Below are 20,151 nucleotides of genomic sequence, written 5' to 3' on the forward strand. Positions count from 1 at the left end.
GGTGTTTTCAATGCGTGCGATTGTATTAATGCATGGGCTTGTCGATCGCGCGGTAATCCGGGGATTGATGAATGTCGATGCTGTCCAATCTTGAATTGCTCCGCCGCGTGCCACTGTTCGCTGCGTTGACGCCAACACAGTCTGCGAGCATCGCCGATGCGATCATCAAGAAGCGCTTCAAGCGCGCCGAGGCGGTGGTCGAACAAGGGAAGAAGTCGGACGCGCTCTACATCATCCTGACCGGCCGGGCCCGGGTCATGAGCACGGACAGCCGCGGCCGCGAAGTCATCCTCGCGACGCTGCATCCCGGCGACTACATCGGCGAGATGAGCATGATCGACGACGAGCCGCACTCCGCCACCGTGCGCACCGAGGTCCAGACCGACGTGCTGATGCTCGGGCGCGAAGCCTTTGCGCGTTGCCTGCCCGAGAACTCATCGATGTCCTACAACATCATGCGGGGCCTCGTTGCGCGGCTGCGCCACGCGGATCGCAAGATCGAATCGTTGGCGCTGATGGACGTCTATGGCCGCGTGGCCCGCTCGCTGCTCGAGTTCGCGGTCGACGACGGCGCCGGCAATCTCAAGGTGCGCGACAAGATCTCGCGCCAGGATCTGGCCAAGATGGTCGGCGCTTCGCGCGAGATGGTGAGCCGGGTCATGAAGGACCTCGAGGAGCGCGGCTTCGTCCAGACGCAGCCCGACGGCTCGATGATCGTCAAGGAACGGCTCTCATCGCTCGCCTGACCATCCGGCCGGCAGCGCCAGAGCGCGCCGGCCCCTGCATCGCCGGCCCTGACAACGCGGCCGCGATCGTTTTCGTTGTAGTTTCTGCAAGTCGTCTGCCCGTTCCCGCGGGCCGGTGGCCGTGTCTGCCATGACCTATTCGCTCAATACCCTTCAATCGTCCTCATCGGCCGAGTCGCAGCCGGTGCGCTTGCGTGCCATGCGCTTTGCGCACGAGATCACGCTGATCGCCGGCTTCGTCGTGCTGCTGTACTGGCTGCTCGCGATGCTGAGCTTCACGCCCTCGGATGCCGCCTGGTCCACCTCGGGCACCGGCGGCGAGATCAAGAACTGGGGCGGCCGCATCGGCGCCTGGCTGGCCGACGCCAGTTACTTTCTGGCCGGCTATTCGGTCTGGTGGTGCCTGGCGGCCGGCTTGCGCGTGTGGCTGTCCTCGCTGGCCGGTTGGCTCCGCGGCGGCGATTCGGCGCCGGCCGATCAGGCGCCGCGGGGGCGCTTCAACCGCAGCCGCCTGGCCTTCTGGTTCGGCCTGTTGCTGCTGCTGTGCGCCAGTGCAGTGCTCGAATGGTCGCGCCTTTACAGGCTGGAATTCCGCCTGCCCGGCCACGGCGGCGGTGTGCTCGGCTACCTGGTCGGCCCGCTCAGCGTGCAGTGGATGGGCTTCACCGGCTCGGCGCTGATCGCCATCGCCGCCGGCGTCATCGGCTCGGCGCTCGTGTTCCGCTTCTCGTGGAGCCATATTGCCGAGCGCATCGGCTCTCGTCTCTACTCCTTGTTCGAGTCGCGCCGGGAGAAGCGCGAGATCGCCGAAGACATCGCGATGGGCAAGAAGGCGGTGCGCGAGCGCGAAGAGCTGGCGTCCAGTGAGCAGGGCGGCGAGCTCGAATCGGCTGACGAAGAGTTGCGCGTCGTTCCCCGCCCCAAGCGCCGCGCGCCTTCGCCGCCGGTGCAGATCGAACCCGCGATGACCGAGGTGCCGCGCAGCGATCGCGTGGCCAAGGAGCGCCAGAAGCCGCTGTTCCGCGAGTTGCCCGACAGCAAGCTGCCGCAGGTCGATCTGCTCGACGCGGCGCAGGGGCGCCAGGAAACCGTTTCGGCCGACACGCTCGAAATGACCTCGCGCCTGATCGAGAAAAAGCTCAAGGACTTCGGCGTCGAGGTGCGCGTGGTGCTGGCCTCGCCGGGCCCGGTGATCACGCGCTACGAAATCGAGCCGGCCACCGGCGTCAAGGGCTCGCAGATCGTCAACCTCGCGAAGGACCTGGCGCGCTCGCTGTCGCTGGTGTCGATCCGTGTGGTCGAGACCATTCCGGGCAAGAACTTCATGGCGCTCGAACTGCCCAACGCCAAGCGGCAGTCGATCAAGCTCAGCGAGATCCTCGGCTCGCAGGTCTACAACGAAGGCAAGTCGATGCTCACCATGGGCCTCGGCAAGGACATCGTCGGCAACCCGGTGGTGGCCGATCTCGCGAAGATGCCGCACGTGCTGGTGGCCGGCACCACCGGCTCGGGCAAGTCGGTCGGCATCAACGCGATGATCCTGAGCCTGCTCTACAAGGCCGAGGCGCGCGACGTGCGCCTGCTCATGATCGACCCGAAGATGCTCGAAATGTCGGTCTACGAAGGCATCCCGCACCTGCTGGCGCCCGTGGTCACCGACATGCGGCAAGCGGCTCACGGCCTCAACTGGTGCGTGGCCGAGATGGAGCGCCGCTACAAGCTCATGAGCAAGCTGGGCGTGCGCAACCTGGCGGGCTACAACACCAAGATCGACGAGGCCAAAGCGCGCGAGGAGTTCATCTACAACCCCTTCAGCCTCACGCCCGACAGCCCCGAACCGCTCGCGCGCGAGCCGCACATCGTGGTCGTGATCGACGAACTGGCCGACCTGATGATGGTGGTCGGCAAGAAGATCGAAGAGCTGATCGCCCGCCTGGCGCAGAAGGCGCGCGCCGCCGGCATCCACCTGATCCTTGCCACGCAGCGGCCCAGCGTCGACGTGATCACCGGGCTCATCAAGGCCAACATCCCGACGCGCATCGCGTTCCAGGTGTCGAGCAAGATCGACTCGCGCACCATCCTCGACCAGATGGGCGCCGAGGCGCTGCTCGGCATGGGCGACATGCTCTACATGCCGAGCGGCACCGGCCTGCCGGTGCGCGTGCACGGCGCCTTCGTGAGCGACGAGGAAGTGCATCGTGTCGTCGCTTACCTCAAGTCACAAGGGGAGCCGGACTACATCGAAGGGGTGCTCGAGGGCGGAACCGTCGACGGCGAAGGCGATCTACTGGGTGAAGGTGGCGGCAGTGGCGACGGCGAGAAGGACCCGATGTACGACCAGGCGGTCGAAGTCGTGCTCAAGAACCGCAAGGCCAGCATTTCGCTGGTGCAGCGCCACCTGAAGATCGGCTACAACCGCGCCGCGCGGCTGGTCGAGGACATGGAAAACGCCGGGCTGGTGAGCGCCATGAGCGGCAGCGGCCAGCGCGAAATTCTGGTGCCCGCACGCACCGAATGATGATGGGATCAGGGATGTCGATGAAGAAGTTGCTCGTTGGATTCGGGTTGGCCGTCGCCGCAGCCGGCGTCTGGGCCGGCGGTATGGAAAGCCTCGAAGCTTTCGTGAAGAACGTCAAGTCGGGCCGCGCCGAATTCACGCAGACCGTGACCGCGCCAGCCAAGGACGGCCAGGCCGTGCGCGCCAAGGTGTCGAGCGGCACCTTCGAATTCCAGCGTCCCGGGAAGTTCAAGTTCGACTACAAGAAGCCCTTCGCGCAAAGCATCGTGGCCGATGGCGAGACGCTCTGGCTCTACGATGCCGATCTGAACCAGGTCACGCAGCGCAAGCAGTCGCAGGCGCTCGGCTCGACGCCGGCCGCGCTGATTGCCGCCGCGCCCGATCTGCGCGCGCTGCAAGCCGATTTCGCGCTCGAGGCGGCCCCCGAGCGCGACGGACTGCAATGGGTCAAGGCCAGCCCCAAGAACAAGGAGGGGCAATTGCAGAACGTCCAGGTGGGCTTTCAGGGCGATGCGCTGGCAGCGCTCGAGATCCTCGACAGCTTCGGCCAGCGCTCTGTGTTGAAGTTCAGCAAGGTCGAGGTGAATCCTGCGTTGCCCGCAGCCACCTTCCAGTTCAAGGCCCCGGCCGGCGCCGACGTGATCAGGCAATAGCGCCGGGCGGCGGGCTTCCATGGCCACCTCCACCCACCAGCCCCTGGCCGAACGCCTGCGACCCAAGACCCTGGGCGAGGTCATCGGCCAGCAGCATCTGCTCGGCCCCGGCATGCCGCTGCGCATCGCCTTCGAGTCGGGCCAGCCGCACTCCTGCATCCTCTGGGGGCCGCCGGGCACCGGCAAGACGACCATTGCGCGGCTCATGGCCGATGCCTTCGATGCGCAGTTTCTCAGCATCAGCGCCGTGCTCGGCGGCGTGAAGGACATCCGCGATGCGGTCGAACGCGCGACGCTGGTGCGTGACGGGCTCGAGCAGCGCCGCACCATCGTCTTCGTCGACGAAGTCCACCGCTTCAACAAGAGCCAGCAGGATGCCTTCCTGCCGCATGTGGAGTCGGGCCTGTTCACCTTCATCGGCGCGACCACCGAGAACCCGTCCTTCGAGGTGAACTCTGCGCTCTTGTCGCGGGCCGCCGTGTACGTGCTGCAGCCCCTGGGCGAAGACGATCTGCGTCAGATCGTGACCCGGGCGCAGGATATCCAGGCCGTACCCGCCATCGAAGCGAAGGCCATCGACCGGCTCGTCGCCTATGCCGACGGCGATGCGAGGCGCCTGCTCAACACCCTCGAAACGCTCTCGGTCGCGGCCGGCGCCGAGAAGCTCGACGACATCACCGACGAATGGCTGTTGCGCGTGCTGGGCGAGCGCATGCGCCGCTACGACAAGGGCGGCGAGCAGTTCTACGACACCATCTCCGCGCTGCACAAGTCGGTGCGCGGCAGCGACCCCGATGCCTCGCTCTACTGGTTCGTGCGCATGCTCGACGGCGGCGCCGATCCGCGCTACATGGCGCGCCGGCTGGTACGCATGGCCAGCGAAGACATCGGCCTGGCCGACCCGCGCGCATTGCGGCTGGCGCTCGATGCGGCCGAGGTCTATGAGCGGCTCGGCTCGCCCGAGGGCGAGCTGGCGCTGGCCGAATGCGTGGTTTACCTCGCGATCGCACCGAAGTCGAATGCGGTCTACCAGGCCTACAACGAGGTCCGGGCCCTCATCAAGACCGACGGCACGCGCCCGGTGCCGATGCACCTGCGCAATGCGCCGACGCGGCTCATGAAAGAACTCGACTACGGCAAGGGCTATCGCTACGCGCACGACGAGGAGGGAGGCTTCGCGGCCGGCGAGCGCTATCTGCCCGATGGCCTCGATCCGCCGCCTTTCTACCGACCCGTCGAACGCGGGCTCGAGATCCGCATCGCGGAGAAACTGCGCGAACTGCGAAGGCGAAACGACGAGGCCGCCGGTTGATACGCGGCGCCTTCGCGCCGGTACTCCCTTGTGCCGCCGAAGCTCATTCGGTCCGCGCCAGCGGGAAAACCCCCGTCGGGTACGCACCGAAATGGCGATCCGGCGTGACTACAATCCCGGCCACAAACCCGCCGTCGACACATGCTGGCGGGTTTTTTGCTAAGGGAAACCAGGGTGCCCAACCGGCGTGCCTGGTCAGTCGGGCGCCCCCCAAGGGCGTCACCATTAGAAAAAGGGAACCTCCTTATGGACATCTTGCTGCAACAGATCATCAACGGTCTGGTACTCGGCAGCATGTACGCCTTGATAGCCTTGGGCTACACCATGGTGTACGGCATCATCAACCTCATCAATTTCGCGCACGGTGAAGTGCTGATGGTCGGCGCGCTGACCAGTTGGACCATCATCGGACTCATGCAGGAATCGATGCCCGGCACGCCGGGATGGATCATCCTCATCATTGCGTTGATCATTGCCTGCGTGGTCGCCGCCACGCTCAACTTCGTCATCGAGAAAGTGGCTTACCGGCCGCTGCGCAACAGCCCCAAGCTCGCACCGCTGATCACCGCCATCGGGATGTCGATCCTGCTGCAGACGCTGGCGATGATCATCTGGAAGCCGACCAACAAGGCTTATCCCAACCTGCTGTCCACCACGCCGATCCATGTAGGCGGTGCCGTGATCTCGCCCACGCAGGTCATGATCCTGAGCGTCACCGCCTTCTGCCTGGTGGTGCTGATGTGGCTGGTCAACTACACCAAGCTCGGCCGCGCGATGCGTGCCACGGCCGAGAACCCGCGGGTTGCGGCGCTGATGGGCATCCGGCCCGACATGGTGATCTCGGCCACCTTCATCATCGGCGCGGTGCTCGCCGCGGTGGCCGGCGTGATGTACGCCTCCAACTACGGCATCGCGCAGCATGCGATGGGCTTCATTCCCGGCCTCAAGGCCTTCACGGCGGCGGTGTTCGGCGGCATCGGCAACCTCGCGGGCGCGGTGGTCGGCGGCATCCTGCTGGGGCTCATCGAAGCCATCGGCTCGGGCTACATCGGTGCGCTCACCGGCGACGTGCTCGGCAGCCACTACAGCGACATCTTTGCGTTCATCGTGCTGATCATCATGCTCACCTTGCGGCCCTCGGGCCTGCTCGGCGAGCGGGTGGCGGACCGGGCCTGAAGGAGGGACAGCCATGAAAAACGGCAAGAACATCGTCTACTTCCTGATCGCGGCCGTCGCCCTGCTGGTGCTGCCGCTGCTGCTGCAAAGCCAGGGCAACGCGTGGGTGCGCATCGCCGACATCGCATTGCTCTACGTGCTGCTGGCCCTCGGCCTCAACATCGTGGTCGGCTACGCCGGCCTGCTCGACCTGGGCTACGTGGCGTTCTTCGCGATCGGTGCCTACATGTTCGCGCTCCTGGGGTCGCCGCACCTGACCGACACCTTCCCGGCGATCAAGGCCATGTTCCCCAACGGGCTGCACAGTTCGCTGCTGCTCGTGATACCCCTGGCGCTCGGGCTGGCCGCCTTCTTCGGCGTGCTGCTCGGCGCGCCCACGCTGAAGCTGCGCGGCGACTACCTGGCGATCGTGACGCTCGGCTTCGGCGAAATCATCCGCGTGTTCCTCAACAACCTGGATCATCCGATCAACATCACGAACGGTCCGAAGGGCATCACCGCGATCGACCCGATCCACTTCTGGGGCCTCAACCTGGGCCGGCCGCTCAAGATCGGCGACTACTCGATCTCGTCGGTCACGCTGTATTACTACCTGTTCCTGGCGCTCGTGATCTTCACGATCATCATTTCGCATCGGCTGCAGATCTCGCGCATCGGCCGGGCCTGGATGGCCATCCGCGAGGACGAGATCGCTGCCAAGGCCATGGGCATCAACACCCGCAACATGAAGCTGCTGGCCTTCGGCATGGGCGCGAGCTTCGGCGGCGTATCGGGCTCGATGTTCGCGGCCTTCCAGGGCTTCGTGTCCCCCGAGTCCTTCGCCTTGAACGAGTCGGTGATGATCGTCGCGATGGTGGTGCTGGGCGGCATCGGCCACCTGCCGGGCGTGATCCTCGGCGCGGTGCTCTTGGCCGCGCTGCCCGAAGTGCTGCGCTACGTGGCCGGGCCGCTGCAGGCCATGACCGACGGGCGTCTCGACGCCTCGATCCTGCGCCAGCTGTTCATCGCGCTGGCGATGATCATCATCATGCTGGTGCGCCCGCGCGGTCTGTGGCCCTCGCCGGAGCACGGGAAGTCGCTGACGCGCAAGGGCGCGACGCCCGCACCCGCATCCGGCATGCCGGCTGCAGCACCGGGCATCGACACCCCGGCCGATGAGGTCCCCGGTGCCGCCTCGCGTCCCATGTCGATCAATCCGTGAGCGAGGGGAGCACAACAATGACTGACACCGTCCTCAATGTTCAGGGCATCTCCAAGCGTTTCGGCGGCCTGCAGGCCCTGTCCGATGTCGGCATCAAGATCACGCGCGGCCAGGTCTATGGACTGATCGGCCCCAACGGCGCCGGCAAGACCACCTTCTTCAACGTCATCACGGGCCTGTACTCGCCCGACAGCGGGACTTTCGAACTGGCCGGCAAGCCTTATCAGCCGACGGCGGTGCACGAGGTTGCCAAGGCCGGCATCGCGCGTACCTTCCAGAACATCCGGCTCTTCGCGGAAATGACCGCGCTCGAGAACGTGATGGTGGGCCGCCACATCCGCACCCATTCGGGCGTGATGGGTGCCATCTTCCGAACTGGCGGCTTCAAGGCCGAGGAAGCGGCGATCGCCGAGCGCGCTCACCAGCTGCTCGACTACGTGGGCATCGGCAAGTTCGCCGACTACAAGGCGCGCACGTTGAGCTACGGCGACCAGCGCCGGCTCGAAATCGCCCGTGCGCTGGCGACCGACCCGCAGCTGATCGCGCTCGACGAGCCCGCTGCCGGCATGAACGCCACCGAGAAAGTGCTGCTGCGCGAACTGATCGACCGCATCCGCAAGGACGACCGCACCATCCTCCTGATCGAGCACGACGTCAAGCTTGTGATGGGCTTGTGCGACCGCGTGACGGTGCTCGACTATGGCAAGCAGATCGCCGAGGGCACGCCTGCGGACGTGCAGCGCAACGAAAAAGTGATTGAGGCCTACCTCGGCACGGGAGGACACTGAAATGGCACAGACACTTCTGAAAGTGAGCGGCCTGAAGGTCGCGTACGGCGGCATCCAGGCCGTGAAGGGCATCGACTTCGAGGTGCGCGAAGGCGAGCTGGTCTCGCTGATCGGCTCCAACGGCGCCGGCAAGACCACCACCATGAAGGCCATCACCGGGACGCTGCCGTATGGCGGCGGCGACATCGAATTCCTCGGCAAGAGCATCAAGGGCCGCGGCGCCTGGGACCTGGTGGGCGAGGGGCTGGTCATGGTGCCCGAGGGGCGCGGCGTGTTCACGCGCATGACCATCACCGAGAACCTGCAGATCGGCGCCTACATCCGCAAGGACAAGGCCGAGATCGCGAAGGACATGGACCGCGTCTTCGCGACCTTCCCGCGGCTGAAGGAGCGCGCGATGCAGCTGGCCGGCACCATGTCCGGCGGCGAGCAGCAGATGCTCGCGATGGGCCGCGCGCTGATGGCGCGTCCCAAGGTGCTCCTGCTCGACGAGCCGTCGATGGGGCTGTCGCCGATCATGGTCGACAAGATCTTCGAGGTGGTGAAGCAGGTCTACGACCAGGGTGTCACCGTGCTCCTGGTCGAGCAGAACGCGAGCCGCGCGCTCGGGCTGGCCGATCGCGGCTATGTCATGGAGTCGGGTCTCATCACGATGAGCGGCGATGCCAAGGTGATGCTGAGCGACCCGAAGGTGCGCGCTGCATATCTAGGCGAATAGCGCTAGTCGACCTTCGCGCCGGTGGCCTTGACGACGCGCTCGTATTTCGCGAGCTCGCTCTTCATGAAGGCGCCGAACTGCTCCGGCGTGTTGGCGACCGGCTCGGCCAGCAGCGACGCGAAGCGGGTCTTCGTCTCCGGCGTGTTGAGCGCAGCGACGAAGGCCTGATTGAGCTTGGCGACCACGTCGGCCGGCGTGCCGGCCGGCGCCACCAGGCCCCACCAGGTGTCGATGGCGAAGCCCTTGAGCGTGGCGGCCACCGTCGGCACCTCGGGCAGCGCGCTGCTGCGCTCGGCCGTCGTCACCGCGATCGCCTTGAGCTTGCCTGATCGGATATTCGGCGCCGCGGTCGCGAGGTTGTCGAAGTTGAAATCGACCTGTCCCGACAACAGCGCGAGCTGCGCCGGGTTGCCGCCGTTGTAGGGGATGTGCACGGCGAAGATGCCGGCCTCCTTCTTGAACATCTCACCCGCCAGGTGGCCCGCGCTGCCGTTGCCGCCGCTGCCGTAGTTGAGCTTGGCCGGGTTGGCCTTGGCATAGGCGATCAGGTCGGCCAGCGTATTGATCTTCAGGCGCTGCGCGGTCTCGGCATTCATCACCAGCACGTTGGGCACGCGAACCATCTGCGTGATCGGCGCGAAGTCGGCGGCCGCGTTGAAGGGCATCTTGCTGTAGAGCCACGGATTGACCGCGTGGGTCGCGGTCGCGGCGATGCCGATCGTGAGGCCATCGGGCGCAGCCTTGGCCACCGCGTCGGCGCCGATGTTGCCGCCGGCGCCGGGCTTGTTGTCGATGATGACGGTGCCCAGAGAGTCCTTGACTCTTTCGGCCAGCACGCGGGCCGTGACGTCGATCGGGCCGCCGGCGGCGTAGGGGACGACGAGGCGGATCGTCTTGCCGCTCTGGGCGTTGGCGATGGGTGCTCCGGCGGCCAGCGTCGTGGCGGCCAGCAAGCACAGGATGTGGCGCTTGTTCATGGGGCTGGATTGTTTCATGGGGCGCTTCATCGTTCGCCCCAAAGTGGGCGCGAGGGCCGGTCCGAAAGCCCATGGACGTTGGCCCGCAAATTGCGTAGGACCGGATCAATGAATCACTGTATCCACTTATCCAGTTTGCCATGCGCGCATCCGGGGTGCGTGCACGCCGGGCCATGAGCGGCCTCCTCATGGAACCCTCCGCCATCTACACCGGCTTGCAGGCGGTGACGGCCGAGGAAGAGGCGTACCGGCACATTCACGCCGCCATTCGCATGGGCCGCTATCGCGCCGGCGACCGCCTGGCGCCCGAAGCCATCGCGGCGGAGATCGGCACCAGCCGCATGCCGGTGCGCGAGGCTTTCCGGCGGCTGGCGACGGAAGGGCTGGTGACGATCCGGCCCAACCGCGGTGTGACGGTCAACAAGCTGGATATCGCCGACATGAAGGAGATCTTCGAGATGCGGGCCGTGCTGGAAGGGCTGGCGATGCGCATCGCCTTGCCGAACATCACTGCGACGACCATCCGCGAACTGGAAAACATGCTGGACCGCATCGACGACCAAAGCGGCGTCCAGCCCGATTGGACGAGCGCACATCGGGCATTCCACGAAACGCTCTGCGCCAGGAGCGGACTGCCACGGCTGATACGGCAGATCGCCGGTCTCCATTCGCTGGTCGAGCCGCACATGCGGCTGTGGGCATTGCAGGTGGATCGCCCGCTGAGTGCGCGAGCCGACCATCAGGACCTGATCGATGCGCTGCACAGCGGTGACCCGCAGGTCTGCGAAACGACGATGCGCGAACACGTGCTGGCCACCGTGCCGGACCTCATGAAGTTCGTGCCGCAGGCACGCGACACATAACGACCGGAGACCTGAGTCCGTCCCTTTTCAATCTACTTTCCTCCGGAGCATGAACATGTCTGAAATCGATCACAAGGCCGCGCTCGCCGCCACCCTCGCCGCCGGCTTCAGCCGCCGCAACCTTCTGAAGTCCGCCGGTGCCGGCGTGGGATTGCTTGCCGCTTCTGCCGCGGGCATGGGAGCGGCCCAGGCCGCACCGAAGAAGGGCGGCACGATCACGCTGGCCTGGCTGGATGCCATCGACACTCTCGACCCGCACTTCACGATGTCGGGCGGATCGATCAAGGTGATCAACAACGTCTACAACGGCATCCTCAAGGTGGCCTACGACGGCAAGAACGTCAGCTTCGCGCCCGACCTGGCGCAGAAGTGGGACATGGTCGACGAGAAGACCCACGTCTTCAAGCTGCGTGCCGGCGTCAAGTTCCACAATGGCGACGTCTGCGATGCGGCGGCCGTCAAGTGGAGCCTGGAGCGCGTGGCCGATCCGGAGGTGAAGTCGCCCCACGCATGGAAGTTTGCCCAGCTCGCCGGCATCGACGTGATCGACCCCCTGACGCTGCGCCTGCGCTTCACGAAGCCCTTCGCGTTCTTGCCGGTGGCGCTGACCGGCAGCACCGGACGCGCCGGCACCATCGTCAGCAAGCGGGCGGTGGAGCAGCACGGCAAGGCCTTCGGCCGCAATCCCGTGGGCACCGGGCCATTCAAGTTCGCCAGCTGGAAGGAGAACGACACGATCGAACTGGTGCGCAATCCGGAGTACTTCGAAGCGGGCCTGCCGCATCTCGACAAGGTGGTGCTTCGCCTGATCAAGGAGCCCAGCGCCGGCGTTGCCGCGATGATGTCGGGCCAGGTGGATGGGCTGTCGGTGTGTCCATTCCAGTTCATTCCGCAACTGCGCAAGAACCCCAACCTCTCGGTCTACGGACAGGTGGAAGGCAACTACGCCTTCATCGGCATGAACAACAAGCGCGCGCCCTTCGACGACATCGCGCTGCGCCAGGCGGTGGCCTTTGCGATCGACCGCAAGGTGATCGTGCAGCAGAGCTACTTCGGCGAAGCCATCCCGGCCGCCACCTGCATTTCGCCGCCGATGACGGGCTTCTACGACCCGAACATCGGCAAGAGCGGGCGTGGCCAGTACTTTGATCTGGCAAAGGCCAAGGCCTTCCGCGCCAAGGCCAGGAACCAAGGGGAGGTCAACCCGGTGTTCATCGTCACCGAAGGCTTCACCGGCTCGGGCGGCATGGGAACCCGCAACGCGCAGCTGGTGACGCCGATGCTGGCGCAGATCGGCATCAAGCCCAAGATCGAACTGGTCGACCGGGCCGTCTGGGCGCAGCGGCGCAACGCCGGCGACTTCGACATGTATGACGAAGCCTGGATCGCCGACCTGGATCCGGACGAAACCATCACGCCCGAATGGTCGACCGGCAAGCCCTGGAACTTCGTCGGCTACAGCAATCCCGCCTTCGACAAGGCGGCCGCCGCGGCCTCCGAGATCACGGACACGGCAGCCCGCCGCAAGCTCTACATCGAAGCCGAGGAGGTGCTGATGGCCGATGCGCCGCTGGCGGTGCTGGCGCACATGAAGGTGTTCAAGATCATGAGCAAGAAGGTGCAGGGCTTCGAGTACATCCCGGCCGACCTGCTCAATCTGCACACGGTCTCGCTGGCCTGAGGCGGCAATGGCCGCCGCAATGCAGGCGCGGCCCTCTGGCGCGGCCGCTGTCGGCCGCGCGCTGGGCAGCACCGCGCAGACAGCACTGGTGCTGTGGGTCGTCTCCATCGTGAGCTTCCTGTTCCTGAAGTTCTCGCCCGGAGATCCGGTCACCGTGATGCTGGGCTCGGACTTCTCGCGCGAGTCCTACGACAAGCTCTACCGCGACCTGGGGCTGGATCAGCCGCTCGTCGTGCAGTACCTGCAGTGGCTCGGCCGCTTCGTTCAGGGCGACTGGGGCGTTTCCTACGTGAGCCGGCAGGACATCTTCGAACAGGCGGTGCTGCAGGCGCTGCCCGTGACGCTGACGCTGGCAGGCTTCTCTCTGCTGATCGCGCTGGCCGTGGGCATTCCGCTCGGCGTCCTGGCCGCGGTGCGCCGCAACAGCTGGATCGATCTCGCGGCGAGCGCCGTGGCCATCGGAGGCAACGCGTTCCCGAGCTTCTACCTCGGCGTCGTGCTGATCTGGATCTTCGGCGTGTCGCTCGGCTGGTTCCCGACCATGGGCTTTGTCGCGCCATGGGAGGACTTCGGCCAGGGCCTCTGGCACCTGGCGCTGCCATCGGTGACCTTGGGCGCGTGGTATGTCGGGTTGATCGCGGCCGTCACGCGTTCGAGTCTGCTCGAAGTGCTGGAACAGCCCTACATGGCCGCGGCGCGTGCGCGCGGCGAACCGGAGTGGCGGGTGATCTGGGTGCACGGCATGCGCAACGTGCTGATGCCGCTGGTCACCGTGATCGGCCTGCAGCTCGGCGGCATGCTGCGCGGCGCCGTGATGACCGAGGTGGTGTTCACGCTGCCCGGACTGGGAATGATGATCACCAATGCCGTGCAGACGCGCGAATACATCGTGGTGCAGGCCGGGATCATGATCACCGCGCTGCTCTTCATCCTGGTCAATCTCATCGTCGACCGGACCTATTCGATTCTCGACCCGAGGCTGCGCAGACATGGCCGCTGATCCCGCATCCGTCGGCCTGGCCGCCCCATCTTCTTCCGAGCTGCCCGCCGGCGGGCTTCTGCGCACCTGGCGGCTCGTGCGCGCGCAGCGCAAGGCGATGGCCGGCGGGGCGATCGTCCTGGCCTTCGTGCTCGTGGCGGTATTCGCACCCCTGCTGGCGCCCTATGCCCCGACGGAGCAGAACGTCATGGATGCCATGCAAGGTCCTTCCGCGGCGCATTGGATGGGGACCGACTCGTTCGGCCAGGACATCCTGTCGCGCGTGTTCTACGGAGCGCGCTCGGCGCTGTGGATCGGATTCGCCTCGGTCGTGCTCGGGCTGCTGGTCGGCGTGCCGCTGGGTGTGCTTGCGGGCCTGCGCGGCGGGCGCTCCGAGTGGGCCATCATGAGGCTGGTGGATGGCCTGCTCGCCTTCCCGGAACTCATCATGGCCATGGCCTTCATGGCGGTTCTCGGCTTGGGGATGGTCAATGTGATCTACGCGCTCGCGCTGTCCTTCGTCGGACCGTTCGCGCGCATGGTGCGTGCCGACGTGCTGCAGGTGAAATCGCGCCCCTATGTGGAAGCCGCGCGATTGATGGGCGTGCCGGAAAGAGAGGTCGTGCTGCGCCATGTCCTGCCCAACATCGTGTCGCCGATCCTGATCCAGGCGGGCATGCGCGTGTCCATCGCGATCCTGCTGGGATCCGGTCTGTCCTTTCTCGGGCTGGGCGTGGTGCCGCCGACGCCCGACTGGGGCCTGATGATCGCCGAGGGGCGCGGCTTCATCAGCATGGCGCCGTGGATGTCGGGCATGCCCGGCATCGCGCTGGCCATCCTGCTGGTGGGACTGAATCTGCTGGCAGAGGGCGTGCGCGACGCGCTCGATCCCGGCACGCGCGGTCAGCACTGATGCGCACGCTGCAAGAACAAGGCCCCATGACCGCGAACCTGCTCTCGGTCGAGCACTTCACGCTGCGTCGCCGCGGCGTGGCGGTGCTCGACGACGTGACGATCCAACTGCCGGCCGGCCAGACGCTGGCGCTGATCGGCGAATCCGGCGCCGGCAAATCGACGCTGGCCTTTGCTGCACTGGGACTGCTGCGGCCGCCCGAGGTCGGCCTCGAAGGCCGCCTGATGGTGGGCGACATCGATGTGGCGAGCGTGCCCGAGGGCGAACTGCGCGCGCTGCGCGGCAGGCGCATCGGCCTGATCTTTCAGGACGCGTCGGCTGCGCTCAACCCCTGCTTCACCGTGCTGGCCCATCTCTCGGAGCCGCTGCGCCGGCACCGCCGCCTCTCGCGCGCTGCTTGCCGAGCGCGCGCCATCGAGTTGCTGGAGAGCGTGGGCATCGCCGATCCGCAGGCGCGGCTCGCGGCTTTCCCGCACGAGCTCTCGGGAGGAATGCAGCAGCGCGTGATGATCGCCATTGCGCTGGCCTGCGAGCCCGAACTGCTGATTGCCGACGAGCCCACCAGCGCGCTGGACGTGACCATCCAGGCCCAGATCATGGTGCTCATCCTCGAGCGCGTGCGCGCGCTCGGCGCCTCGGCGATCTTCGTGCTGCACGACCTGGCGCTCGCCGCCCAGGTGGCCGATCGCGTGGCCGTCATGTATGCCGGACAGATCGTGGAAGAGGGGCCGGCTGCCGAGGTGCTGAATCACCCGCAGCATCCCTACACGCGCGGCCTGCGCGCCAGCGCCATCGAGTTCGGCGCCGAGCGGCTGGAGCCGATCCCGGGCGTGGTTCCTCCGCTGTCGGCCATGCCGGGCGGATGCCGCTTCGCACCGCGCTGCAAGCTCGCCACGACCGAGTGCGGTGTTGGGCGACCTCCGCGCGTCGAGCGCGGCGCGTCCTCCATCGCATGCTGGCACGCCTGAGGGAACACAGACGCATGCAACAAGCTTCCAAGACCCAGGACTTGCCACTTTTCTCGCTGCTCGATGTCGAGAAGTCCTTTCCCATCGACGGCGGCCGCCGGCAGCTCAAGGCGCTCGACGGCATCCGCCTGATCCTGCATCCCGGCGAATCGGTAGCCCTGGTGGGCGAGAGTGGTTCGGGAAAATCGACCCTCGTTCGCGTCATGCTCGGCCTGGAGGCAGCCACCAACGGCCGCGTGCTGGCCGGTGCGACGGAGCTGTCGGCCCTCGACGCGTCGCAGCGGCGGCGCTTTGCGCGCGACGTCGCCTACATCTATCAGGACGCGCGCGGTTCGCTGAACCCGCGTGCGACCGTGGCGGCGCTGCTGGCCGAGCCTGTGCGCCTGCACCGCTTGCGCGACGAGCGCGAGATCCCGGGGCGCGTCGACGAACTGCTCGACCAGGTCGGCCTGCCGCGCGCGACACGCCATCGCTATCCCTCGGAGCTTTCCGGAGGCCAGGTGCGGCGCGTGGCAGTGGCTCGCGCACTGGCCTGCGAGCCGAGGGTGATCGTTGCGGACGAATCGGTGGCGGGCCTCGATGTCTCGGTCCAGGCGCAGTTGCTCAATCTGCTGCGGGATCTGCAGCGCGAGAACGGGCTTGCCCTGCTCTTCGTCACGCATGACCTCGGCGTGGCCTCCTATCTGTGCGAAAAGGTGGCGGTGATGTATCTCGGCCGCATCGTCGAAATGGGACCGACGCGCGAGATCCTGCAGTCGCCCCGGCACCCCTACACGCATGCGCTGATGCAGGCCTTTCCGCGCTTCGGCGCCCCGCTGGCCGCCAGCTTGCAGGGCGAGATTCCGAGCGCTGCCGATCTGCCTTCGGGCTGCCGCTTTCGCACGCGCTGCCTGCATGTTCGCGACGACTGTTCGCGCATCGATCCGGCGCAGACGCTGCTGGACGGCCGGCGCCACGTGGCCTGCCTGCATCCGCTCGCCGCATGAACGAGGGCAAAGGAGAAAGAAGTTGACGCACATCCCGAATCCGGCGCGCGGCATGCGTGGCATGGTGACTGCACCCAACGCGCTGGCCGCTCAAAGCGCGGTGGCCGTGCTGCGCGAAGGCGGCAATGCGGTCGAGGCGATGATCGCCGCGGCAGCCACGATCGCGGTGGTCTATCCGCACATGAACAGCATCGGCGGCGACGGCTTCTGGCTGATCGCCCGTCCTGGCGAGGTGCCGCTCGGGCTGGAGGCCTGCGGTGCGGCGGCCGGCGCGGCAACGCCGGAGGCTTACCGAGTGCAGGGATTCGCGAGCATTCCGTTTCGAGGCGGCATGGCGGCCAATACGGTGGCTGGTACCGTTTCCGGCTGGGAGGCGGCGCATGCCTGGTCGCGCGAGGTCCTGGGAGGCCGCATGCCGCTCGCGCGGCTGCTGGCCGACGCCATCTTCCACGCGCGCGACGGCATCCCCGTCACGCGCAGCCAGTCTCTCTGCACCGAGAGCCGGCAGGACGAACTGCGCGGCATCCCCGGTTTTGCCGACACCTTTCTGCCCGGCGGCGCAGCGCGACTTGCGGGTACGCGCTTCGTGCAACCGCGGCTTGCCGCCGCGCTGGAGCAGCTCGCGCGTGCCGGCCTGTCGGATTTCTATCGCGGCGACCTCGCGCGAACCATGGCGCGCGACCTGGCCGCCATAGGAAGCCCGGTGGCACTGGGCGACCTGGAGCGTCACCACGCTGTCTGGAAGACGCCGCTGACCATGGCGCATTCGTCCGGCACCCTCTACAACATGCCGCCGCCCACGCAGGGGCTCGTGTCGCTGCTGATCCTGGGGCAGCTCGATCGCATCTTCGACGCGGGGCGCATGGATCCGCTCTGCGCCTCCTATGTGCACGCCTGCGTGGAAGCGACCAAGCAGGCCTTTGCCATCCGCGACAAGCGCATCACCGATCCTGCCTGGATGCGGGACGATCCGCGGCAATGGCTTCGGCCGGATGCGCTCGACGCCATGGCAGCGCGAATCTCCCTCGACCATGTCGCTTCGTGGGACGGCGGACAGGGCCCGGGCGATACGGTCTGGATGGGGGTGGTCGATCGTGCGGGCGTGGCGGTGAGCTTCATCCAGAGCATCTACCATGAGTTCGGCAGTGGCGTGGTGCTCTCGGAATCGGGCGTGAACTGGCAGAACCGCGGCTGCAGCTTCTCGCTGGAGCCGCAGGCGCTCAACCCGCTGATGCCGGGGCGCAAGCCCTTCCATACGCTCAACCCGGCGCTGGCGAAGCTCGATGACGGCCGCACCATCGTTTACGGCAACATGGGCGGCGATGGCCAGCCGCAGTCGCAAAGTGCGGTCTTCAGCCGCATCGTGCACTTCGGCATGAACCCGCAGCAGGCCATCGACGCGCCGCGCTGGCTCCTGGGCCGCACGTGGGGACAGGCCAGCGATTCGCTCAAGCTGGAATCGCGCTTTCCGCCGGCCACGGTGGAGGGCCTGCGCGCTCTGGGGCACGAGGTGGACATCGTGCCGGCCTATGACGAAATCATGGGACATGCGGGCGCTGTCGTACTGCATGCCGACGGCAGCTACGAAGGCGGCACCGATCCGCGCAGCGACGGTGCCGCGTCAGGCTGGTAGAGCCGGCGCACTCAAGGCACCGCCTTGTCCGCCTCCGTCGTGAACGCATCCGCAAAGAACTCGTCCTCGGGCAAGCCGCGCTCGGCCACATAGTCCCGCTTGGCCGAGTCGACCACGATCGGCGCTCCGCAGGCGTACACCTGGTACCCCGAAAGATCGGCGAAATCCTCCATCACCGCCCGGTGCACAAAACCGGTCCGCCCGCGCCAGTTGTCTTCCGGCACCGCATTCGAGATCACCGGCACGTAACGCAGGTTCGGCATCTGCTCCAGATGCGAGCGCACCCAGTCGTCCATGTAAAGGTCTTCCGGCCGCCGCCCGCCCCAGTACAGCGTCGCGGGCCGGTCGATGGCCTTGAACTTCATGTGCTCGAGCAGTGCCTTGATCGGGGCGAAGCCGGTCCCCGAGGCGAGCAGCACCATCGGCTTGTCCGAGTCTTCGCGCAGGAAGAAGCTGCCGTACGGCCCCTCGATGCGAAGAATTTCTTTTTCCTTCATCGCACCGAACACATGGTCGGTGAACTTGCCGCCCGGCAGATGCCGGATATGCAGCTCGATGCCGGTGCCCGGCTCGCCCAGGGTGTGCGGCGCATTGGCCATCGAGTAGCTGCGCCGCGTGCCGTCGCGCAGGATGAATTCGATGTACTGCCCGGCGTGGAACTGCAGGGGCTCGCCGGCCGGTAGTTGCAGGCGCAACATCACCACGTCGTGCGATTTCTTCGAAAGCGCGAACACGCGCGCCGGCATCTTGCGGATCGGGAAGGCATTGGCATCGGTGACCTGGCGCGATTCGAGCACCACGTCGCTCTGCGCATGCGCGCAGCAGGTCAGCACGAAGCCGGCCAGCTCTTCCTCGGCGCTGAGCGCCTTGCTCTGGTGCGGGCCCACGCTGACCTTGCCCGAGAGCTTCCTGCACTTGCACGAGCCGCAGGCGCCGTCCTTGCAGCCGTAGGGCAGCCCGATGCCCTGGCGAATGCCGGCCGCAAGGATGGTTTCATCGGCATGCGCGGTGAAATGACGTCCACTCGGCTCCACCGTGATGTGAAAACCCGCCTCGTTCGGCGCTGCACTGGTCATGGGTATTCTTCGACTCTGATTCAAAAAAGGAACTGGATTTTGCCCTCAATCAACAGCCCTCTTGGCGCCGCGCCCTCGCGCTTCCGGCGCGAGCGTGTGCTCGTGATCGGATGCGGCGATGTCGGGCTCAGGGCGGCACGCGCGTTGCGCGGCCGCGTGCAGCTGATCGCGCTGACCTCTTCGCCCGGGCGCGTGGCGCTGTTGCGCGAGGCCGGCATCAGACCAATCGTGGCCGATCTCGATGCACCCGCAACGCTGCGCCGGCTCTCGGGCCTGGCCACGCGCGTGCTGCATCTCGCGCCGCCGGCGCGCGTGGAGGGGGCGCAATGGTGGCGCGACGCGCGCACCACCGCGCTCGTGCAAGCGTTGCGGCTGCGCTCGCTGCCGGCCGCACTGGTCTACGGCTCGACCAGCGGCGTCTACGGCGACTGCGGCGGCGCACGCATCGGCGAGACGCAAACCGTGAAGCCCGACACGCCGCGTGCGCATCGCCGCGTCGATGCCGAGCGCAGCGTGCGCTGGCTCGGCCGCGCGGGTGTCGCCGTGCGCATCCTGCGCATACCCGGCATCTATGCGCCCGATCGCGAAGGCGGCACGCCGCGCGAGCGGCTGCAAAAAGGCACGCCGGTGCTGCGTGCCGAGGACGACGTCTACACCAATCACATCCATGCCGACGACCTGGCGCGTGCCTGCGTGGCGGCACTGTGGCGCGGCGGGCCGCAGCGTGTGTTCCACGTGAGCGACGACAGCGAGATCAAGATGGGCGACTACATCGACCTGGCCGCCGACCTGTACGGCATGCCGCGCCCGCCGCGCATCGCGCGCGACGAGGCCCAGGCGCAATTGCCGTCGTCGCTGCTCAGTTTCATGGGCGAGTCTCGGCGGATGGACAATACGCGGCTGAAGCGCGAGTTGCGCGTGCGGCTTCGTCATCCGACCGTGGCCACGGGGCTCGCCTCCTGA

18 protein-coding genes are annotated in these 20,151 nt (G+C 66.7%); 16 read left to right on the plus strand and 2 right to left on the minus strand.

The genetic code is table 11. The features are described from left to right. Positions 1-71 precede the first annotated feature (71 nt). The 8 genes from ACSQ9I_RS06745 (at position 72) to ACSQ9I_RS06780 (ending at position 9,112) form a co-directional block, all read left to right on the plus strand. Complete coding sequence (locus ACSQ9I_RS06745) at positions 72-746, plus strand: Crp/Fnr family transcriptional regulator (protein ID WP_093108931.1); 675 nt, start codon at positions 72-74, stop codon at positions 744-746. Positions 747-876: 130 nt separating this feature from the next. After that, entirely contained in the window at positions 877-3,264 is a 2,388-nt protein-coding gene (locus ACSQ9I_RS06750; protein WP_436312659.1) for a DNA translocase FtsK, read from the plus strand. A gap of 20 nt (positions 3,265-3,284) precedes the next feature. Continuing rightward, complete coding sequence (gene lolA, locus ACSQ9I_RS06755; protein WP_436312660.1) at positions 3,285-3,917, plus strand: outer membrane lipoprotein chaperone LolA; 633 nt, start codon at positions 3,285-3,287, stop codon at positions 3,915-3,917. A gap of 19 nt (positions 3,918-3,936) precedes the next feature. Then, positions 3,937-5,229: a replication-associated recombination protein A gene (locus ACSQ9I_RS06760; RefSeq protein ID WP_436293843.1), complete on the plus strand. Its 1,293-nt coding sequence runs from the start codon at positions 3,937-3,939 to the stop codon at positions 5,227-5,229. A 246-nt stretch (positions 5,230-5,475) separates the two neighbouring features. Further along, on the plus strand, positions 5,476-6,405 hold the full coding sequence (locus tag ACSQ9I_RS06765; RefSeq protein WP_093108928.1) for a branched-chain amino acid ABC transporter permease: 930 nt from the start codon (positions 5,476-5,478) through the stop codon (positions 6,403-6,405). Between the two features lie 13 nt (positions 6,406-6,418). Further along, positions 6,419-7,606: a branched-chain amino acid ABC transporter permease gene (locus tag ACSQ9I_RS06770; RefSeq protein WP_436312661.1), complete on the plus strand. Its 1,188-nt coding sequence runs from the start codon at positions 6,419-6,421 to the stop codon at positions 7,604-7,606. A 17-nt stretch (positions 7,607-7,623) separates the two neighbouring features. After that, on the plus strand, positions 7,624-8,394 hold the full coding sequence (locus tag ACSQ9I_RS06775) for an ABC transporter ATP-binding protein (protein ID WP_436312662.1): 771 nt from the start codon (positions 7,624-7,626) through the stop codon (positions 8,392-8,394). A gap of 1 nt (position 8,395) precedes the next feature. Continuing rightward, positions 8,396-9,112, plus strand: coding sequence for an ABC transporter ATP-binding protein (locus ACSQ9I_RS06780; RefSeq protein WP_093108925.1), 717 nt, complete (start codon positions 8,396-8,398; stop codon positions 9,110-9,112). 2 nt (positions 9,113-9,114) lie between these two features. On the opposite strand, the gene ACSQ9I_RS06785 is transcribed toward ACSQ9I_RS06780, so the two are convergent. Then, positions 9,115-10,089 carry a Bug family tripartite tricarboxylate transporter substrate binding protein gene (locus ACSQ9I_RS06785; protein WP_436315722.1) on the minus strand — a complete coding sequence of 325 codons (975 nt, stop codon included), beginning with the start codon at positions 10,087-10,089 and terminating at the stop codon, positions 9,115-9,117. Positions 10,090-10,277: 188 nt separating this feature from the next. Here ACSQ9I_RS06785 and ACSQ9I_RS06790 point away from each other — a divergent pair, with 188 nt between their 5' ends. The 7 genes from ACSQ9I_RS06790 to ACSQ9I_RS06820 all read left to right on the plus strand — a co-directional run bounded on the left by ACSQ9I_RS06790 (position 10,278) and on the right by ACSQ9I_RS06820 (position 18,112). Then, positions 10,278-10,952 (plus strand): GntR family transcriptional regulator, encoded by a 675-nt coding sequence (locus ACSQ9I_RS06790; RefSeq protein WP_093109078.1) that lies wholly within the window; start codon positions 10,278-10,280, stop codon positions 10,950-10,952. Positions 10,953-11,007: 55 nt separating this feature from the next. Then, on the plus strand, positions 11,008-12,633 hold the full coding sequence (locus ACSQ9I_RS06795; protein WP_436312663.1) for an ABC transporter substrate-binding protein: 1,626 nt from the start codon (positions 11,008-11,010) through the stop codon (positions 12,631-12,633). A 7-nt stretch (positions 12,634-12,640) separates the two neighbouring features. Next, positions 12,641-13,633, plus strand: coding sequence for an ABC transporter permease (locus tag ACSQ9I_RS06800; RefSeq protein WP_436312664.1), 993 nt, complete (start codon positions 12,641-12,643; stop codon positions 13,631-13,633). Beyond that, a complete protein-coding gene (locus tag ACSQ9I_RS06805; protein ID WP_436312665.1) occupies positions 13,623-14,525 on the plus strand; it encodes an ABC transporter permease in 903 nt (300 codons plus the stop codon). The genes ACSQ9I_RS06800 and ACSQ9I_RS06805 overlap by 11 nt, the downstream gene beginning before the upstream one ends. 26 nt (positions 14,526-14,551) lie before the next feature. Next, complete coding sequence (locus ACSQ9I_RS06810) at positions 14,552-15,493, plus strand: ABC transporter ATP-binding protein (RefSeq protein ID WP_436303075.1); 942 nt, start codon at positions 14,552-14,554, stop codon at positions 15,491-15,493. A 14-nt stretch (positions 15,494-15,507) separates the two neighbouring features. Further along, positions 15,508-16,479, plus strand: a complete 972-nt coding sequence (locus ACSQ9I_RS06815) for an ABC transporter ATP-binding protein (protein WP_436312666.1) — start codon at positions 15,508-15,510, stop codon at positions 16,477-16,479. A gap of 61 nt (positions 16,480-16,540) precedes the next feature. Beyond that, positions 16,541-18,112, plus strand: coding sequence for a gamma-glutamyltransferase family protein (locus tag ACSQ9I_RS06820; RefSeq protein ID WP_436315723.1), 1,572 nt, complete (start codon positions 16,541-16,543; stop codon positions 18,110-18,112). 11 nt (positions 18,113-18,123) lie between these two features. Here the strand turns inward: ACSQ9I_RS06820 and ACSQ9I_RS06825 are convergent, their stop codons facing one another. Next, positions 18,124-19,188, minus strand: coding sequence for a CDP-6-deoxy-delta-3,4-glucoseen reductase (locus tag ACSQ9I_RS06825; RefSeq protein WP_436312667.1), 1,065 nt, complete (start codon positions 19,186-19,188; stop codon positions 18,124-18,126). A 39-nt stretch (positions 19,189-19,227) separates the two neighbouring features. On the opposite strand from ACSQ9I_RS06825, the gene ACSQ9I_RS06830 reads away from it, so the two are divergent. After that, the gene (locus ACSQ9I_RS06830) at positions 19,228-20,151 is read left to right on the plus strand and encodes an SDR family oxidoreductase (protein ID WP_436293836.1); all 924 of its coding nucleotides are present in this window, start codon (positions 19,228-19,230) and stop codon (positions 20,149-20,151) included.

The sequence above is a fragment of the Variovorax sp. LjRoot84 genome, assembly GCF_964254305.1.
In the GTDB taxonomy this organism is placed as follows: Bacteria; Pseudomonadota; Gammaproteobacteria; order Burkholderiales; family Burkholderiaceae_C; genus Variovorax.

Bases quoted from the DNA above. Each gene is read 5' to 3' on its own strand.
- ACSQ9I_RS06750 (WP_436312659.1), top strand. From the start codon at position 877: ATGACCTATTCGCTCAATACCCTTCAATCGTCCTCATCGGCCGAGTCG.
- ACSQ9I_RS06800 (WP_436312664.1), top strand. From the start codon at position 12,641: ATGGCCGCCGCAATGCAGGCGCGGCCCTCTGGCGCGGCCGCTGTCGGC.
- ACSQ9I_RS06745 (WP_093108931.1), top strand. From the start codon at position 72: ATGTCGATGCTGTCCAATCTTGAATTGCTCCGCCGCGTGCCACTGTTC.
- ACSQ9I_RS06810 (WP_436303075.1), top strand. From the start codon at position 14,552: ATGACCGCGAACCTGCTCTCGGTCGAGCACTTCACGCTGCGTCGCCGC.
- ACSQ9I_RS06780 (WP_093108925.1), top strand. From the start codon at position 8,396: ATGGCACAGACACTTCTGAAAGTGAGCGGCCTGAAGGTCGCGTACGGC.
- ACSQ9I_RS06820 (WP_436315723.1), top strand. From the start codon at position 16,541: ATGGTGACTGCACCCAACGCGCTGGCCGCTCAAAGCGCGGTGGCCGTG.
- ACSQ9I_RS06775 (WP_436312662.1), top strand. From the start codon at position 7,624: ATGACTGACACCGTCCTCAATGTTCAGGGCATCTCCAAGCGTTTCGGC.
- ACSQ9I_RS06795 (WP_436312663.1), top strand. From the start codon at position 11,008: ATGTCTGAAATCGATCACAAGGCCGCGCTCGCCGCCACCCTCGCCGCC.
- lolA (WP_436312660.1), top strand. From the start codon at position 3,285: ATGAAGAAGTTGCTCGTTGGATTCGGGTTGGCCGTCGCCGCAGCCGGC.
- ACSQ9I_RS06760 (WP_436293843.1), top strand. From the start codon at position 3,937: ATGGCCACCTCCACCCACCAGCCCCTGGCCGAACGCCTGCGACCCAAG.
- ACSQ9I_RS06765 (WP_093108928.1), top strand. From the start codon at position 5,476: ATGGACATCTTGCTGCAACAGATCATCAACGGTCTGGTACTCGGCAGC.
- ACSQ9I_RS06770 (WP_436312661.1), top strand. From the start codon at position 6,419: ATGAAAAACGGCAAGAACATCGTCTACTTCCTGATCGCGGCCGTCGCC.
- ACSQ9I_RS06815 (WP_436312666.1), top strand. From the start codon at position 15,508: ATGCAACAAGCTTCCAAGACCCAGGACTTGCCACTTTTCTCGCTGCTC.
- ACSQ9I_RS06785 (WP_436315722.1), bottom strand. From the start codon at position 10,089: ATGAACAAGCGCCACATCCTGTGCTTGCTGGCCGCCACGACGCTGGCC.
- ACSQ9I_RS06825 (WP_436312667.1), bottom strand. From the start codon at position 19,188: ATGACCAGTGCAGCGCCGAACGAGGCGGGTTTTCACATCACGGTGGAG.
- ACSQ9I_RS06805 (WP_436312665.1), top strand. From the start codon at position 13,623: ATGGCCGCTGATCCCGCATCCGTCGGCCTGGCCGCCCCATCTTCTTCC.
- ACSQ9I_RS06790 (WP_093109078.1), top strand. From the start codon at position 10,278: ATGGAACCCTCCGCCATCTACACCGGCTTGCAGGCGGTGACGGCCGAG.